Consider the following 17,407-nt stretch of genomic DNA (forward strand, 5'->3'; position numbering starts at 1 on the left):
TTATTGTTGATTGACGGAATGATAGCTTCCGTTTCTCCATGACAGTTGTCTTGTGACCAGAATCTGATGGAGTTCCTTGTATTCTTCTTTGGACAGCAGGGGACAGGATATTTTCAGATGAAGGGTGTTGTCATCGGCATTTATTTCCGCTAACACCATTTGTGGATCGAGTTTTTCCTTTAGTGCTTTGTATGTCTGCTCCGGCATTGTGTCGGGTTTGGTCGTCAGCATACCAGCGAGGTCGTTGACGGACGGTGCACCTAAGAATTGGGCCGTGGACAGCTCTTTCCAATCTTGTGTGAAGAAGCGTATGGCGCTTTCGCCTGTTGGGATGGAGTCCTTATCGACAGAACCGGCCAGCCAGGTTTCAACAAGACATACGATGGAATCCTGATTTGATGTGGGAAGTAATTTCAGTTGTATAGATTTGGTAGCATTGAGTTGGATATGGGCGTAACTGTTTGTCAATGTGTCCATTCTGCATTTGCCTTCAAGCAGATTGTCGACACTTCCGTCTACATGCATGGAAGCATAGGAGGGCATCTCCTGTCTTTGTTGCGGGTCGAGATAAGGAACAATAGTATCCGGCATCGTTTTCCATATCTCAGCGACCGTCTTTGCCGGGAGGTGAATGCTGAATGTTGTAAGCATCAGCACAAGGGTCATCAGCTGTTTCAGGCTGACGGCGTGATCTTTTTCCATAACGATACTATTATGATATTGCATACTTAGATGTCTATTTGATGAAAACCGGCAATTCATCTCATTGATGACTTTCCACTCTTCTTTTTGGCTTACAAAGTTATGAAAAAAGCGTGAAAGGAGAACGCTTTTCTACTATTTATTTTCACCTTATTTTTTCTTATGCCATGGTTTCTTATGCCACAGTTCTTTCCAGTTGTCGAAGTCACGTTTGATCACAAAGCCTACTCCCTGGGTGTTTAAGGAGTTGCGGGTGAAGTAGCGGTCGTTGGTCTGGTTGTAGATGCGTATGCTCAGATTGCCGTTGGGCACGATGAGATAGCGGATGTCGAAGTCACCGATAAACGACTGGTTGGCCGTGGCGGCATTGTCGCGGTAACCAAACTGCCCGTTGAAGAGAAGTCGGTTGTTGAGGAGGCTGCCGCTGAGGATACCTTCGTATTCGGCGTTGTTCCAACCTTCTGTACCTGTGGAGATGTTGGCGCCAAAGTTCCAGTTCTTGTTTTTCACGACAGAGCCAAGCACGTTGTTGATCTGTTGGCTCAGCTGTCCGCTGAGGATGCTCTGCATGGCAAGCGTCGTCTGGCTTTCCTTGGCTTCAGCATTCTGGGCGTTGTTTTCGGTCTTATTGTAGAAGCGGCCTACGGCAAGCAGATACAGCACTTGCTGCTTCATCTCGTCTTCGCTGTTGATGATGCTGTAGATCATCTGCTTCACGTCGGCACTGACTGTTGGCATGTCCATGTCGAAGTCTACTTTAGGATCAGACGGAGTGCCGGTGACTTTCATCAGACAGTTGACGCGGATGTTGTTGCCGGAGAATCTGCGACCCAACTGCAGGTCGGCAAGATTGGCGGAGTTGAGCGTATATTGCGCTTCAAGGTTGAGACTTGCATTGCTTGGCTCTCCGCCGAAAGAGATGGTGCCGCCTTGTTTGAACGTGAAGTCGCGCTTGATGATGTTCTGAATAGTCAACTTATAGATGCCGTGATCAACAACATAGTTGCCGTAGAGGTTCACGCCACCTTTATTATAATAGGTGGCACGGATGGCACCGGTGCCGTTGAGATCGATATAGTCGCCGCTCGTCTTGTCCATGATGACCTTCAACGTAGCGTCGGGGGTGGCATGGATGAGGAAATTGATATGTATGTCGGTAGGTACGTCTTCTGGTTCAGTGTCGTTGTCTGTGAGAGGCAACGCTTTGGCCAGTCGTGCTTGGAGCGAGTCTCTGGATACCCATTGGATAAACTCTTGTGTGCCAATAGCCTCGGGACTGGTGATGTCGTAACACATCACAGACCCACGAGAGGGTGTGGCATCCACCTTAATGTTTACTTCTCCAGGTTTGCCGTTGATGTCGACTGAGCCGGTTCCGGCGATCGTGCCATAGACGGTACTGCCGTCGTCTGGTCCAAGTTCATAGCCAAGCAGGTTGTCGGCCTTGACATGAAGGTCGTAGCTCAGATGGGAGAGATGGGTATGGTATAGGGCACCGGTGAGAAGCCCACGGTTGCCGAGTCGGTCGTGGATGGTGTCATCCACAAACTGAATCTCATTCACCAAGAAGCGGATGGAGTCATCGGATAGGTAATACCTTGTATTAATAGGTGTAATCGTGGTGGCTCCCGATACCTTGGTCCCACCCGTGAGGTTGATCTTTTTCAAGTCGCCCCATAGGTTTAGCTTGCCGTTGACCGAAAGGTCTATGTTGCTCATGAAGTTGGAACAGAAGCCTTTGAGAAACTCGCCTCGGGTGTTTTCGGCGTTAAAGGTGAGGTTGATGTCATTGCGCTTGGGCGAGACATAGCCATTGATGACAGTCCGTCGGTCTTGGATGCCTCTGTCGGTATGCATTGTATCCAGGGCGATCGCGTCGATGTCGATCTGCTTCTTCTCGTTGTTCCACCTGACATTGGCATTGAGCGTTCCCATATTGCCTTCTTCAAACTGGAAATTGGAGACCACTATGTTACTTTTAGCCTTTGGCGTGTCGAAGAGTGAGGACAGGTATGCCTTACCGTTGACATTGCCGGAAAAGTCTACAGAATGGAAGTTGACAAGGTCGAGGATGTATTCAACATTGACATTGTTGAGGTCCACAATGATAGAGTCATCACGGTTGGGCGATGCCTGGCCATTGATACGGACAGACTGTGAGTTGCTGGCAATGTTGAGATTGTCGATGGTGAGGTGCTTCTTGCTGTAAGTGAGCTGGTCGGCATGAATGGTATACACGGAATCTCCAACGAACAGATGGGATTTCTTGACATCAAAAGACGCAACCACTTGGTTCTTCTCATTGGTGAGGAATGCCATGTCGGCATTGAGTTGTCCTCTCAAGCGTTGCTTCTTGGCATGGTTGTCCATAGACAGACCGGTACGCAAGGTGTTGCCGACGGCGGTAGCTTGGAGCTGATAGTCTGTGCCAAGTCCACGGTCGTCCATCTTGGTGAGTGAGCCCCGACAGCTTAACTGGTTGTTGGGTGATGTGGCAATGAAGTTGACATTTTGATAGTGTCCTCCATTGTAGGCAAGATCCGGTGCAACGACATGACAGTCAATGGCCTCGGTCTTGCTGTCCAAACTGCAAGTGAGAGAAAGGGGCTGCAGAAGACTCAGATCCATGCCCGTGAAGAAGCGCAGCCAGTCATCACGTAGGACGGTAGCTGTCATTGCGAAGTTGTTGGAGTGGGTAGGGCGGTATCTGAAAGATGTCAGGGTCTGTATGCTTGGAAGCTGATGGACAAAGACGTTTTGGATACTTTGCAAAAGCGTAGCATAGTCAAACTGTCCCGTCACTTCAGCATGTCCGAAATCGCTGAGCATCGTGACGAAATGGTCATGATTGCTCTTGCCGGCTTTGACCTGCAAAGACTGTAGCTCGTAGCTTTCTTCACCTCTTTGGGCACGGAAATTAGTGATTTTGAGAAGACCGTCGAGGTTGTTGAGGCTTGAGCCGGAGAGATTGGCCGAGAGGTTAACGGCATAGTTGGTGTCGCCAAGCTTGCCCTTGAGCAAGTTGACAGCGGACGGGCGCAGTCGGGAAATCTCCGCGTCAAGGGCGTAATGATGGCGGGAAAGCGATATTCCGTCCTTGCTCTCTATGGTAGCAACGATGTTAGGGTCGTTGATGGAGCAGCGGCCAGAGAATGTCTCATTCCTATAAGCACCGTTGATGTCAATATGCTGATAAGGATAGCCTTTGAAGTCGATTCGGTCGACACGCCCGTCTGCCAGGAACATCTTCTTTTGAAGATTTCCTGCCACTTTGATGCTTGCGGCCAAATCCCCCAAGTCTTTGTTAGCCGTGATCTGCTGGAGATTGAAACGTTGTGTCTCAAGATAACCGGCAAGCGCCTGGTGATCCATTTTGAAATTTACTTTAGCATTTCCTGCGTCTGAGAGCAGAGCTCCAATGACTTGTATTTGCTTTGTGCCTTTTCCGCGTCCATTGCCAGTGAAAGCAAGATGATCGAGACGATCGGCAACTGCCGGAAGACTCACGTTGAAGATATTCTTACCCTCCTTATTTATATATAGACGTTGGCAGATGATGCTCCAGTTGGGTTGATGGCTGCCGAGTGTTGTACGGATATCGCCACCGAAATGGAGAATGGATGATTTGCGGGCAGTACCGGGAAAGACATCAAAAAGAATGTTTTCAATCGCGACATGATGTTTCGTGCCGTGAAATCGTGTGCTGAACTGAATGTTGTCTTGCGATCTTTTGATCTTGTTGGTGAGGCAACTGATGTCGTATGTACTGATAACTGAAGGTTGAATGCTACCTACGTAAGACATTGATTCCCAATCTATCATATCGTCCTTGCGCAAGAAATTAACAGCGATCTCTTTCAGCGATACCTTCGATGTCGGTGTGCGAAGAAAAAGATGGTCCAATGTAATCTTGTGGGGTGACAAAGACGCTTTGGCGGTGAGTTCCTTAATGTCCAGACCACACTGCTCTGTGAGACTGAGTTTCTTGATGTTGATGCTGCCAGCGTCTTTTGTCAAGTCCGACAGCAAGATATGCGTACTAATGTTCTTGATATTGAGATGATGGAAGTCTAAAGTGTGCTTCTTCGGCATATCTAACTGGTCATAACAGAGCGCACCACGTCGGATGACCAAGCTGTGAATCTGAAAGTTGAGTTTGGAATGGTTGGTAGTGTCTTTGGAAGCCAGAGAGTCCACTATAAACTGATAATTCGGTTTGGCACTCGCTGTTGCCCGATTGATGTGGACGTCAGCGCCGAAGAGCTGGGCTGAGGTGATACAAATCTCGTTGTGAGGCAGTTGGAGCAAATCGAGTTTGGCAGAGATGCGTCCAGCACGCAGCAGGGGGTGGCGCTGCTGGTCGAGCATTGTCACGTCGTCGATGATGATACGATTGAACAGACCGACATCAATACGGCCTACACATACCTTCGTGCCAAATTTTTCAGACAGGGCAGAGGCCACTTCGCGTCCGAGATATTTTTGTACAGCAGGTATGTTCACAGCGATGGTAAGGGTGACGTAAAATGTCAATAAAACCCATACCACAGTATTGATAGTGTGCCTTAACCATTTCATTTTCTGTGCAAAAATATAAAATTAAACTCGAAAATGAAATAAAATGGCTGTCTTTATCATTTTTAATCTAAATTTTCAGTATATTTGCATCGTCAAAGATTGCTTCTCCATTAAAAGGAGAGTTTCAGGACATGCATATTGGGACAAGATATGACATTTCAGCATCATATCATAAGAAGTATTACTTATTATTTTTTCTATGACAAATGTAGTTAAGATACGAAAAGGCTTAGACATCCATTTAAAGGGAAAAGCTTCGACGGAAAAACGTGTGGAAGTGATTTCGTCGGGAGAGTATGCCCTTGTGCCAAGTAGTTTCGTAGGTTTAAAGCCAAAAGTAGTTGTCAAGGAGGGAGATCATATCCTTGCCGGAGATCCCTTGTTTGTAGACAAGTTATCCCAGGAGGTGCGTTGTGCTTCTCCAGTGAGTGGCACTGTGGAGCAGGTACTTCGTGGCGAACGGCGTAAAGTGCTCTATGTGAAAGTGAAGGCTGACCATGAGCAGAGCTTTCATGATTATGGCAAACACGATGTAGCATCGTTGGACGGGAATGCAGTGAAATCATTGTTGTTGGAGTCCGGACTGTTTGCTTATATCAATCAGCTGCCCTACGCTGTTGTAGCTTCCCCCGCTTCGTCTCCTAAGGCAATCTTCGTTTCTGCCTTGCGTGACATGCCGTTGGCTGCTGACTTTGAAGTGGAGCTTAAGGGCAATGAAGCTGCTTTCCAAACAGGTCTTACTGCATTGTCGAAGATGGCACCCGTCTCTTTGGGTATTGGTGCCGCACAGCAATCCGCAGCACTCACTCAGGCTAAGGATGTAGAGATAACCGTGTTCGACGGCCCTTGCCCTGCCGGAAATGTAGGCGTGCAAGTCAATCACCTCAATCCTGTCAACCGTGGCGAAGTGGTTTGGACTGTAGATCCATCTGCAGTTATCTTCATCGGTCGTCTGATGCTGACCGGTAAGGTGGATCTTCACCGAGTCATCGCCATAGCAGGCAGTCAGGTGAAGGAACCGGCATACGCCAATGTGTTGGTGGGAACGAAGCTGGCTGACATTCTGAAGGATCGCTTAGCAGCAGATCAGCACGTTCGCATCCTCAATGGCAATCCTTTGACGGGTGAGAAGTGCAGCTTGGAAGATTATCTGGGTGCTCACACATCTGAGGTGACGGTGATTCCGGAAGGTGATGACCGCGACGAGATGCTGGGTTGGATCGCTCCCCGCACCAATGACTTCTCTGTTTCTCACAGCTATTTCTCTTGGCTCCAGGGCAAGCGTCACGAGTATGATCTTGACGCAAGAGTTAAAGGTGGTGAGCGCCATATGATTATGAGTGGCGAGTACGGCAAGGTATTGCCGATGGACATCTATGGCGAGTACCTTATCAAAGCCCTTATCGCTGGTGACATCGACCGCCAGGAGCAGTTGGGCATCTACGAGGTGTCGCCCGAAGACTTCGCTTTGGCAGAGTTCGTGGATTCCTCTAAGCTGCCATTACAAAAGATTGTGCGTCAGGGACTCGACATCCTGCGCAAGGAGAATGCTTGATGTAAATTAGCACAGAAACAATAATTTAAAACTATGAATGGTTTAAAAAAATACTTTGACCGCATTCGACCCAATTTCCAAGAAGGCGGGAAGCTTCATGCCTTCAACAGCATCTATGAGGGCTTTGAGAGTTTTCTGTTCGTTCCCAATACTACGTCGAATTCCGGTGCCAGTATTCACGACGCCTTAGATTCGAAGCGCATCATGAGCATCGTCGTCATCGCCCTGCTCCCTGCGCTGTTCTTCGGCATGTACAATGTAGGCTATCAGAATGCCGCGGCTGCCGGTAAACTGGCCGAGACTGGTTTTTGGTCGCTTTTCTTCTATGGTTTCCTGGCTGTATTGCCCAATCTGCTGGTGAGCTACATCGTTGGTTTGGGCATTGAGTTCGCGTGGGCTCAGTGGAAAGGCGAGGAGATTCAAGAAGGCTATCTGGTTTCCGGTATCATCATTCCGCTGATCATCCCAGTGACGACTCCTTTATGGATGTTGGCCATTGCCGTTGCCTTTGCAGTCATCTTCGCCAAGGAGATCTTTGGTGGCACGGGTATGAACATCTTCAACGTGGCTATTGCTGCCCGTATGTTCCTTTTCTTCTCTTATCCAAGTAAGATGACGGGTGACTCGGTGTGGGTAAGCACTGATTCCATCTGTGGCCTCGGCTATCAGTTGCCCGATGGTTTCACGGCCGCTACACCACTGGGTCAGATTGCCCAGGGCATCACGCCGCAGTCAAGTCTGGCTGACATGGTCCTGGGTTTCATCCCCGGATCAGTAGGTGAGACTTCTGTCATCGCCATCGCCATTGGTGCTGTCATTCTGTTATGGACAGGCATTGCCAGTTGGAAGACCATGCTGAGCGTCTTTGTCGGCGGCATTGCCATGGCTTTGATCTTTGCCGTGACGGGAAAGACACCTATTTCTTGGTATGAGCACATCGTGTTGGGTGGCTTCTGCTTTGGTGCCGTATTCATGGCTACCGACCCTGTTACCTCTGCACGTACTGAGACTGGTAAGTATATCTATGGCCTTCTCATCGGTATCATGGCTGTGGTGGTGCGCGTGCTGAACCCAGGTTATCCCGAGGGTATGATGCTCGCTATCTTCTTCGGCAATATGTTTGCACCGCTGATCGACTACTGCGTCGTTCAATCCAACATCTCAAAGCGTGCCAAACGTTCTTCTAACTAATCAAGCAGACGACATTATATAATATAAGGTATGAAAACAAATTCCAATTCTTATACGATTGTCTATGCTGCCGTTCTTGTGGTGATCGTTGCCTTCTTGCTGGCCTTTGTCTTTCAGGCACTGCGTCCGGCGCAGGAAGCTAATGTGGCACTTGACAAGCAGAAGCAGATACTCTATTCGCTCAACATTCGTGGCTTGCAGGATCAGGCCGCTGCCGCCAAATATAAAGAGGTGGTCACTGCCGACGAGATTATTGATGCCAACGGCAATGTTGTTGACAAAGGTTCTAAGGGTGGCACAGCTGCCGGTTTTAAGCTCAACTCTGGTGATTTCAAGGCCGGTAAGTTGGCTGTGTATGTCTGCTCAGTCAATGGACAGACCAAATATGTGATTCCTGTCTATGGTATGGGATTGTGGGGACCGATCAGTGGCTATATCGCTTTGAACGACGACAAGTCCACAATCTATGGCGCTTACTTCAACCATGAGAGTGAGACGGCCGGACTGGGTGCCGAAATCAAGGACAACCAGAAGTGGCAGGAGCAGTTCCAGGGCAAGAAGCTCTTCAAGGGCGCAGATCGCAATGCCATCGCCATCTCCGTGTTGAAGAAGCGCGACAGCAATGATCCCAACTCTGTGGATGCCGTAACAGGCGCAACGCTGACATCCAACGGTGTCACGGATATGCTTCACGATTGTCTGGGACAGTATATTAAATTTCTGAATGCTAAATAATAAAGACGAATTATGAGTTTATTCAGTAAGCAAAATAAAGAGGTGCTGGGTGGCCCGTTGAATATCAACAACCCTATCCTCGTTCAGATTCTCGGTATCTGCTCCGCGCTGGCCGTGACATCTCAGCTCAAGCCGGCTATTGTCATGGGATTGGCCGTGACGGTGATTACGGCTTTCTCCAATGTGATCATTGCACTCATCCGCAAGACCATTCCTATGCGTATCCGCATCATCGTGCAGTTAGTCGTCGTTGCCGCACTGGTGACCATCGTCAGTCAGATTCTGAAGGCTGTGGCCTACGACGTGAGTGTTCAGCTCTCGGTGTATGTAGGACTGATCATCACCAACTGTATCCTCATGGGTCGTCTGGAGGCTTTCGCCATGATGAACAAGCCTTGGCCGAGTTTCCTCGACGGTATCGGCAACGGTCTCGGCTATGCCATGATCCTGGTCATCGTCGGTGCTTTCCGTGAGTTCTTTGGCCGCGGTTCACTCCTTGGCTTCAAGATCATCCCTCAGAGCTTCTACGACGCAGGCTATGTCAATAATGGTATGATGACCATGCCAGCCATGGCTCTTATCCTCTTGGGATGTGTCATCTGGGTTCACCGAGCCTATTTCTATAAAGAGGACAAGAAGTAAGGTTTGTCGGTATTGATCATTATTAAAGCGATATTTCTATTATGGAACATTTCTTTGGATTATTTTTCAGGTCGATCTTTGTCGACAACATGATATTTGCCTTCTTCCTCGGCATGTGCTCTTTCCTGGCCGTGTCGAAGAATGTGAAGACATCATTCGGATTGGGTATGGCCGTGACCTTCGTGTTGCTGGTCACCGTGCCCGTTGACTATTTGCTTCAGGTGTATGTCCTTGGACCGGATTGTCTGGTCAAGGGCGTAGATCTGAGCTATTTGAGCTTCATCCTGTTCATTGCCATCATTGCCGGTATCACGCAGTTGGTGGAGATGGCAGTGGAGAAGTACAGTCCCTCCTTGTATTCTGCACTGGGCATCTTCTTGCCTCTGATTGCTGTGAACTGCTGTATCATGGGTGCTTCGCTGTTCATGCAGCAGCGTATCAACATGGATCCGTCGAGTGCGCAGTACATTGGTTCCGTGTGGGACAGCATCGGCTATGCCCTCGGTAGCGGACTGGGTTGGACATTGTCCATCGTGTCCATGGGTGCCATCCGTGAGAAGATGGAGTATAGCGATGTGCCCAAGCCATTGCAGGGTATGGGCATCACCTTCATCACTGTGGGCCTCATGGCTATGGCCATGATGTGCTTCTCGGGTATTAAATTTTAAGGAGAAGAAAACATAGATTATGGGACAGTTTATATCAGTAAGTATCGCAGTCTTCCTTGCTGCGATTCTCCTTTTGGTTATCATCCTGCTCATTGCGAAGAAATATCTCTCGCCCAGCGGTAATGTGACCATCACAATCAACGGTGACAAGAAACTCACGGTGCCCCAGGGCGACAGCCTGATGTCTACGCTCAATGCCAATGGCATCTTCCTGCCCTCTGCCTGCGGTGGCAAGGCCAGTTGCGGACAGTGCAAGGTACAAGTGCTCAGCGGTGGCGGTGAGATCCTCGATTCAGAGCGTCCTCACTTCACACGTAAGCAGATCAAAGAGCATTGGCGTCTGGGATGCCAGACAAAGGTCAAAGGCGACTTTGACATTAAGATTCCGGAGTCCATCCTTGGCGTGAAGGAGTGGGAGTGCACCGTCATTTCCAACAAAAACGTTTCCAGTTTCATCAAGGAGTTCAAGGTGGCCTTGCCGCCGGGTGAGCACATGGACTTCATCCCTGGCTCCTATGCTCAGATCAAGATTCCGGCTTACGATTGCATCGACTATGACAAGGACTTCGACAAGAGCATGATTGGAGACGAATATATCGGAGCTTGGAAAAAATTCAATATCTTCTCGCTGAAAGCTCATAACCCAGAGCCTACCGTACGTGCTTATTCTATGGCCAACTATCCCGCTGAGGGCGACATCATTACGCTGACCGTGCGTATCGCCTCCACACCATTCTTGCCAAGACCACAGGTGGGCTTCCAGAATGTGCCGACGGGCATCGGTTCGTCTTACATCTTCAGCCTCAAGCCCGGAGACAAGGTGATGATGAGTGGTCCTTATGGTGACTTCCATCCGCGCTTCGATACTGGCAAAGAGATGATTTGGATCGGTGGTGGTGCCGGTATGGCTCCTCTGCGTTCTCAGATCATGCACATGACCAAGACATTGCACTGCACTGACCGTGAGATGCATTTCTTCTATGGTGCCCGTTCGCTGACAGAGGCCTTCTTCCTGGAGGACTTCTGGGAACTGGAGAAGGAATTCCCCAATTTCCACTTCCATCTCTCTCTCGACCGTCCTGATCCCAAGGCTGACGCAGCCGGTGTGAAGTACTATGCCGGCTTTGCGGTGAACTGCATCCGCGACACCTATCTCAAGGATCACGATGCACCGGAAGACTGCGAGTACTACCTCTGTGGTCCTCCAATGCTGATCAAGACTGTGACCGACTACCTTGATTCTCTCGGCGTGGAGCCCGAGAATATCATGTACGACAACTTCGGGTAAGGTTATGCAAACCACACGAAAGTATATATAAACAGAAAGGAAGCCGCTGAATTTCAGCGGCTTTCGTCGTATATGATAATTTGGGTTTGTGATGCTTGCCTTGTGGGTGGTTTTGTTTGTGGCGGCGGGTTGTAACCCGCCGAACGGTGACTTTGCTCTCGGAGTGCTTGGAGGAGGCCGGAACCATTTTGTCGATGTCGGGAATTTGGTTCCGGTCTTTTTTCTCGCGCGCACGCGTATAGAGAGTATATTAATAATATATATTTTTGTATAGAGTTACTGTGTTCAAACGGTTTGATGATTCTCTACCTATTTTTGAGCGAAGTGCTTCCTTGCTTCTTCCATATCCTGTACAGTCTCCATGGTTCCTACATATTGTCCTTGTGCATCACAAACAGCGTGATAGGTGACCAATGTGGCGCGCTGGTTCTTCTCCATCCACACGGCGACGCTGTCGCGTTTGCCCGCACGCAGGTCGGCGATGATAGCGCGCACCATCGGTTCTATCTTTGGAGGATGGCATGAGAACACCTCGCGACCAAGAGCTGCCAAGGGGCGCTTGAACGACTTTTCGGAGAATGGTTGATTGAAATAGCGGTTGATGTTCTCGGCATCTACAAAGGTTATCTCCAAGGGAAGAGTGTCGAGTAGGGCAGTAAGTTGGCTGAGGGTGAGCGAACCGCCCGGCATGTCTACTCGCAACTCATCCGCTCCGTCGGCCACCGGTTGACTGTTTCTCTGCTTTTCCTCACGGAACAGTGCTTCACCATCTTCCCAAGTCTTCATCGTTATGCCTAAACATTCCGGATAAGCCTTGCTGTCGACATAGATTTGCCGCCACTCTTCGTCGGTGAAGTTTGCTGTGCAGACAGGAAAGAGAATGCGGTTCTCCTTAAACGTCATCTCGCGTGCCCGCCCGATGAGGTCTTTCACACGATTCTTCCAGTCTTCGCTTAGTCCGGCTTCTTTAGCAGACAGTCTCAACAGCGTAGTGAACTCAGCGCGTATTTCGTCGTCAATGGTCCACATCACTTGCGACGGACCGTAGATGCCATGCTTCGTTTTGAGCAGTGGATAGATGAGGTCGCCTTTTTTAGCATAGTGCACAGCCAATCCGCTGGCTTTGCGCAATGCGTCTGTCACATCCTCGTCTCCATCCAAAGCCCGCAGCACATTGCCGAGTGCCTCGACGATGGCTTCGTTCTCATGATAGAAGGTTTGAAGAGGATGACCGTCAATGGCCCGCAACTCAGCAGTCTTGTCTCTGTTCTCTGATGCTTGCCCCACCATCATTGCCTCTTGGTCGTGGTGAAGACCATGATGCAGATGCGGATGCACATCTTCATCGTTGTTCTTGCCGTGGAAAAGAGCAGAATGCACATCACACAGCTTCTTTACTTCGTTGACCGACTGCCCCTCGCTGATGAGTTCCTGCTCAGCCCGCATGATGTCGTTGGCGGGTACATCCTTGAACTGGCTCACGAAGTCGGCGCGTACGCTCTCCATGGACTCTCCTTCGTTGATACGCCGGAGCAGTGATTTGATCTGTTGGGTAGTGTCAGTCACAGGAGCCTCCTGTATTTTTGATGACGGTTCATCAGACTTAGTATGATTGCCGACAACAGTAAATCCATTGTCTTCCAACGCTTTCACTACGGCTTCCATGCCGATGCCTCTCATGGCTGCTCCCTGACTGATCGTCATCAGCTTACCCACTGACATCCGGATGGCTTTCTTCGTGATCTCGCTGAACCCGAGCGAAGCCATTATCTCGATGAGTTCCGGATGCGCCTGGGTAAGCTGGTAAACGGTCTGTGTGAGGTCTATCTTCTTTTCCATATTCTTCTATAGTTCGCTCTTGATGCTTTCTGTCCAGCTCTCGATACGGTTGTCAATGGCATCCTCGTCCTCAGAGCTATCAATAGCTAAGCCTACAAACTTACCGTCGACTACTGACTCTGAGTCGTCATAGGTGTAGTTGTCGGCTGCTACCTGTCCGATGAGTTTTGCGCCGCTGTCCTTCACGGCATCGTAGAGAGCAGACATACCACCACAGAACGTATCGCTGTATCCACTGGCATCACCGCAGCCGAAGAGGGCGATAGTCTTGCCCTTGAGGTCGGCACTTTTCAGCATTTCCACGCCGTCGTACCAGTCATCCTGCAATTCACCGGCACCCCAAGTCGAGGTTCCAAGCAGCAGATTGTCGTACGTAGACAGCGTGTCGGCATCGACGTCGGCTACATTCTTCACATCGCTCACGCCTAACTTCTGAGCTATCTTCTCAGCATACTCCTGGCAATTGCCGGTGGTGGATCCGTAAACTATGATTGTCTTCTTCATATTTCTGATTCCTTTCTTATTATTTTGTTGCAATGAACTCACCTTTCAATGAGTAGTTGTATTTGAATTTATGGGCAGGCCAAAGTCTGCCCTTGGTGTGTGTATGCTTACTCTCCCTGTTGCTCCATTTGTAGGAATCCCGGGAAGATGAGGTTGTTCTCCAGAGAGATGTGCTCTTTGAGATCGAGGAAGAACTGCCGGAGCTGCTGGTTCATGAGATGATAAGATGCGCAGCCGTCGGACGGTGTCTCGAAGTTGTGTGTCAGTTCGGTGATATGCTCCCACATCTCGCCTGTGGCATCGTGCTCAAGCATCATTTGTCTGATGGGGTTGGCGATGGTTCCGCAATGGCAGGGAGCAGCGGGCCGACCCTCTTCTTGTGCATGATACATCTCGTAGAGCTGTGGGAAGAGAATGTTCTCCTCCTTGGCGAAGTGGCTGTCGAGTTCCTCAAACGAAGCGGCTACAGCATCTCTCACGTCTAAGAGCTCGGGGTGATGGACACTATGTACGCTGGCTACCTTACTGACGAGTTGCATGAGCTCTTCGTGGTGAAGGTGGAAGTTGCGGTGATGCTTCTTCAGCACATAGTCGAGAAGCAGGTCCAGTGGCCAGTTGGCGAAGTCGGGAGCGCCGCCAGTAGCAACCTCTTTCTCGTCGAGCTTTGCCAGCACGTCGTCGGCGTTGAGCCCTTTCTTCTCGCAGGCTGTCTGCAGTGTGTCCGAGCCGTGGCAGCAGTAGTCGATGCCCATCTGCTCAAGTGTCTGTGCACGATTGAAATCCTCGGCTACAATGGAGCCGACCGTCATGTCCTTTGTCAGTTTGCTGTTCATAATCGTATATCTTTAATTGTTATTTGTTTACTTGTCTTTTTGACTTCACTGACATAATTGCAAAAGTGATACCATTGTGGCACGATGTCGAAAATACAACTGCCGTTGGTAACAAATGTGGTCTTTGCTCTGCCATGCGGTTCACATAGGTTACCGTGCAGTAACAATTGTGGCCACATTATTTATAATAAGAAGACGGCACGGCTTTTGTGACAATTAGGTTAGAAGAGAAACCAATAATATGCTGACAATGATGGCAAACAATGAAACGAATGATTTGAGGAGTGAGACGATGAGAGCCAATATCCGAAGAGGAGAACGCACAAGAGTGGTTATCGTGGGATGCGGATTGGGCGGACTGAAACTGGCCATGAGTCTGCGCCACTCCGGTTTTCAGGTGGTTGTAGTGGACAAGAACAACTACAACCAGTTCCCGCCACTCATCTACCAGGTGGCCTCGGCCGGATTGGAGCCCAGCAACATTGCGTTTCCTATCCGACGACTGTTCCAAGGCTATCCCCATTACTACTTCCGCATGGCTGAGGTGAAGTCGATCGACGAAAACGAGAAAGCCATTCAAACTTCTGTCGGCACCATTCACTACGACTACTTGGTGCTGGGCATGGGGGCAACGACCAATTTCTTTGGCAACGAACAGATTGCGCGCAACGCATTCCCGATGAAGACTGTCAGCGATGCGATGGCTCTGCGCAACCATATCCTCCACAATCTGGAACTGGCGGAAACGGAGACAGACGCAGACAAACGGCAGAAATTTATGAACGTGGTCATCGTAGGCGGCGGTCCTTCCGGCGTGGAGATTGCGGGAGCTTTGGCTGAGATGAAGAAATACGTAGTACCGCGCGACTATCCCGATTTGGCTGACCGCATGCATATCTATCTCGTCAACTCTGGTGACCGGTTGCTCAAGGCGATGGATAAGAAGTCGTCAGCAACGGCTGAGAAGGAACTGATCCGCATGGGAGTTCATGTGCGTAAAGGCTGGCGGGTGACCGACTATGATGGTCGTGTCGTGAGAATGAAAAATGGCGAGACAATCGAGTCGGCTAATGTCATCTGGGTGAGTGGCGTGAAAGCTAATACCATTGCCGGCGTACCGGACGAGGCTGTGGGGCATGCGGGACGACTGCTCTGTGATCGCATGAACCGTGTGAAAGGCATGACCGACGTGTTTGCTATTGGCGACCAAAGTCTCATCGAGGGCGATGACGCATGGCCCCAAGGTCACCCACAGCTGGCCCAAGTAGCATTGCAACAGGCCGAGAACGTGGCACGGAATATCGTTCGGAAAGAGCATGGTCAGGACATGCGTCCCTTTATCTACAAGAATCTTGGCACCATGGCGACCATAGGCCGTAAGGCTGCCGTGGCGGAGATAGGCAGATGGAAGTTCGGCGGGCTCACGGCCTGGCTGTTGTGGCTTGTCGTGCACTTGCGGTCGATCCTCGGCGTAAAGAACAAGTTCTTTGTGCTGCTCAACTGGCTGTGGAACTATGTCAACTACAAGCAGAGCCTGCGACTGATACTAAGAGCTGGAAAATGACTTGGACGGACATTCTTTTAGACTATAATCTATGTTATTTATTTACAAAAGCCAGTCCGCTTCAACTTGCAATCTAGAGTTGAGCGGACAGGCTTTCTTGTTTCCTTCCTACAAAAAACAATGCTTTTTCGCCCTCCAAAGTGCATTCTTGCTGTCATCTCAGTTGTTTGTGCGTGTCATCTCGGTTGTTTGACAGACAAAATCATGGCGTTTCTTAGGTTGAAAAGAGACAGAAGTAGCACAACAGACTGATTATAAGTAGTTTGTAAATTTGCTCCGTTTTTGGCGAAATTCTGCCCGGCATGGGTCTTCGTTCAAAAGAATCGATTCTCAGCCGCGATTTATTGTCAGAAGTTAAGACAGAAGAACAGACGAAAAAGACAGAGTAACAGAGAGACAGATTTTCCTTTTAAGACAGAAAGACATAAAGAACATATTCTTCTTTTTTAGACAGAAAGACATATTCTTCTTTTTTAGACAGAAAGACATAAAAGACATATTTTACAACGGACGCTATTTGTGAACAGGCTCTTACCCTCACACGAAAGTCCATGAATTGCCCACGAATTTCTCATCAATTATTAATTCATGAATAATTTGTGGGCAATTCATGTTCATTCATGTTCATTCATGTTCTTAGTTCTATCTCTTTTTAGGCAGAGCGAATCAGTCCCTCTGTCTTTAAGAATTTGTTCCTTTGTTGCTCTGACTTTAAAATTATGTTCTTTATGTCTTTCTGTCTAAAAAGAAAAAATATGTCTTTTATGTCTTTCTGTCTAAAAAAGGAAAATATGTCCTTTATGTCTTTCTGTCTAAAAACATAGAGCTTGTCTTCTTGCTATATAATATATAATGTGTCTATGGCTCTTTTTGTCAATCTTTTGGAAAACTTATGTCTTTTCTTCAAAAAAACATGGGAAAAGTTTGTAGGTTATTTGTAAAAGCTGTACCTTTGCACTCGCTTTTCAGAACTACGGCAAACGCCAAACACTGAGAGCAACGAGAAAGAGTTCTTTGAGAAGATTACATACAACAGAGAGTAGTACAAGAAGCGATTCCTACACCTTATTATATATAGGGTATGGGAATTGGGTAGAAGAAACGAACCGTTCAATTTTATATTGAAAACAGGAAGACTTCAATAAACCATCGCGTCCTGTGACAGAGAAACTTTTTCCGATTCGGTCGCAAGGCTGATGAAGGAACCATGATATTTTACAATGGAGAGTTTGATCCTGGCTCAGGATGAACGCTAGCTACAGGCTTAACACATGCAAGTCGAGGGGTAACGACAGCGAAAGCTTGCTT

At 48.8% G+C, this 17,407-nt stretch carries 12 protein-coding genes; 7 read left to right on the plus strand and 5 right to left on the minus strand.

All coding sequences use genetic code 11. The features are described 5' to 3' along the window. On the minus strand, positions 1–702 hold the full coding sequence (locus NG346_RS04215) for a DUF3256 family protein (RefSeq protein ID WP_262281029.1): 702 nt from the start codon (positions 700–702) through the stop codon (positions 1–3). 150 nt (positions 703–852) lie between these two features. Further along, complete coding sequence (locus NG346_RS04220; RefSeq protein ID WP_262288361.1) at positions 853–5,280, minus strand: translocation/assembly module TamB; 4,428 nt, start codon at positions 5,278–5,280, stop codon at positions 853–855. Positions 5,281–5,479: 199 nt separating this feature from the next. On the opposite strand from NG346_RS04220, the gene NG346_RS04225 reads away from it, so the two are divergent. From NG346_RS04225 to nqrF, 6 genes are read left to right on the plus strand one after another with little or no spacing between them, the layout of a single operon-like run. Further along, positions 5,480–6,835, plus strand: a complete 1,356-nt coding sequence (locus tag NG346_RS04225) for a Na(+)-translocating NADH-quinone reductase subunit A (RefSeq protein WP_262281027.1) — start codon at positions 5,480–5,482, stop codon at positions 6,833–6,835. 33 nt (positions 6,836–6,868) lie between these two features. After that, positions 6,869–8,026: an NADH:ubiquinone reductase (Na(+)-transporting) subunit B gene (locus tag NG346_RS04230; RefSeq protein ID WP_262281026.1), complete on the plus strand. Its 1,158-nt coding sequence runs from the start codon at positions 6,869–6,871 to the stop codon at positions 8,024–8,026. 30 nt (positions 8,027–8,056) lie between these two features. Continuing rightward, a complete protein-coding gene (gene nqrC / locus NG346_RS04235; RefSeq protein ID WP_262281025.1) occupies positions 8,057–8,761 on the plus strand; it encodes an NADH:ubiquinone reductase (Na(+)-transporting) subunit C in 705 nt (234 codons plus the stop codon). Between the two features lie 12 nt (positions 8,762–8,773). Further along, a complete protein-coding gene (locus NG346_RS04240) occupies positions 8,774–9,403 on the plus strand; it encodes an NADH:ubiquinone reductase (Na(+)-transporting) subunit D (protein WP_262281024.1) in 630 nt (209 codons plus the stop codon). A gap of 41 nt (positions 9,404–9,444) precedes the next feature. Continuing rightward, positions 9,445–10,071 (plus strand): NADH:ubiquinone reductase (Na(+)-transporting) subunit E, encoded by a 627-nt coding sequence (nqrE, locus tag NG346_RS04245; RefSeq protein ID WP_154534426.1) that lies wholly within the window; start codon positions 9,445–9,447, stop codon positions 10,069–10,071. Between the two features lie 19 nt (positions 10,072–10,090). Next, positions 10,091–11,359, plus strand: a complete 1,269-nt coding sequence (gene nqrF / locus NG346_RS04250) for an NADH:ubiquinone reductase (Na(+)-transporting) subunit F (protein ID WP_154534427.1) — start codon at positions 10,091–10,093, stop codon at positions 11,357–11,359. A gap of 309 nt (positions 11,360–11,668) precedes the next feature. On the opposite strand, the gene NG346_RS04255 is transcribed toward nqrF, so the two are convergent. The 3 genes from NG346_RS04255 to ric all read right to left on the minus strand — a co-directional run bounded on the left by NG346_RS04255 (position 11,669) and on the right by ric (position 14,535). Then, positions 11,669–13,198: a DUF438 domain-containing protein gene (locus NG346_RS04255; protein WP_262281023.1), complete on the minus strand. Its 1,530-nt coding sequence runs from the start codon at positions 13,196–13,198 to the stop codon at positions 11,669–11,671. Positions 13,199–13,204: 6 nt separating this feature from the next. Then, entirely contained in the window at positions 13,205–13,702 is a 498-nt protein-coding gene (fldA, locus tag NG346_RS04260; protein ID WP_154535182.1) for a flavodoxin FldA, read from the minus strand. Between the two features lie 107 nt (positions 13,703–13,809). Next, positions 13,810–14,535, minus strand: coding sequence for an iron-sulfur cluster repair di-iron protein (gene ric, locus NG346_RS04265; protein ID WP_262281022.1), 726 nt, complete (start codon positions 14,533–14,535; stop codon positions 13,810–13,812). A 292-nt stretch (positions 14,536–14,827) separates the two neighbouring features. Between ric and NG346_RS04270 the strand changes: the two genes are divergently transcribed. Continuing rightward, positions 14,828–16,099, plus strand: a complete 1,272-nt coding sequence (locus NG346_RS04270) for an NAD(P)/FAD-dependent oxidoreductase (protein ID WP_262281043.1) — start codon at positions 14,828–14,830, stop codon at positions 16,097–16,099. Positions 16,100–17,407: the final 1,308 nt, after the last annotated feature.

Origin of the sequence: Hallella absiana (genome assembly GCF_025457485.1) — a bacterium.
GTDB classification, from domain to species: Bacteria; Bacteroidota; Bacteroidia; order Bacteroidales; family Bacteroidaceae; genus Prevotella; species Prevotella absiana.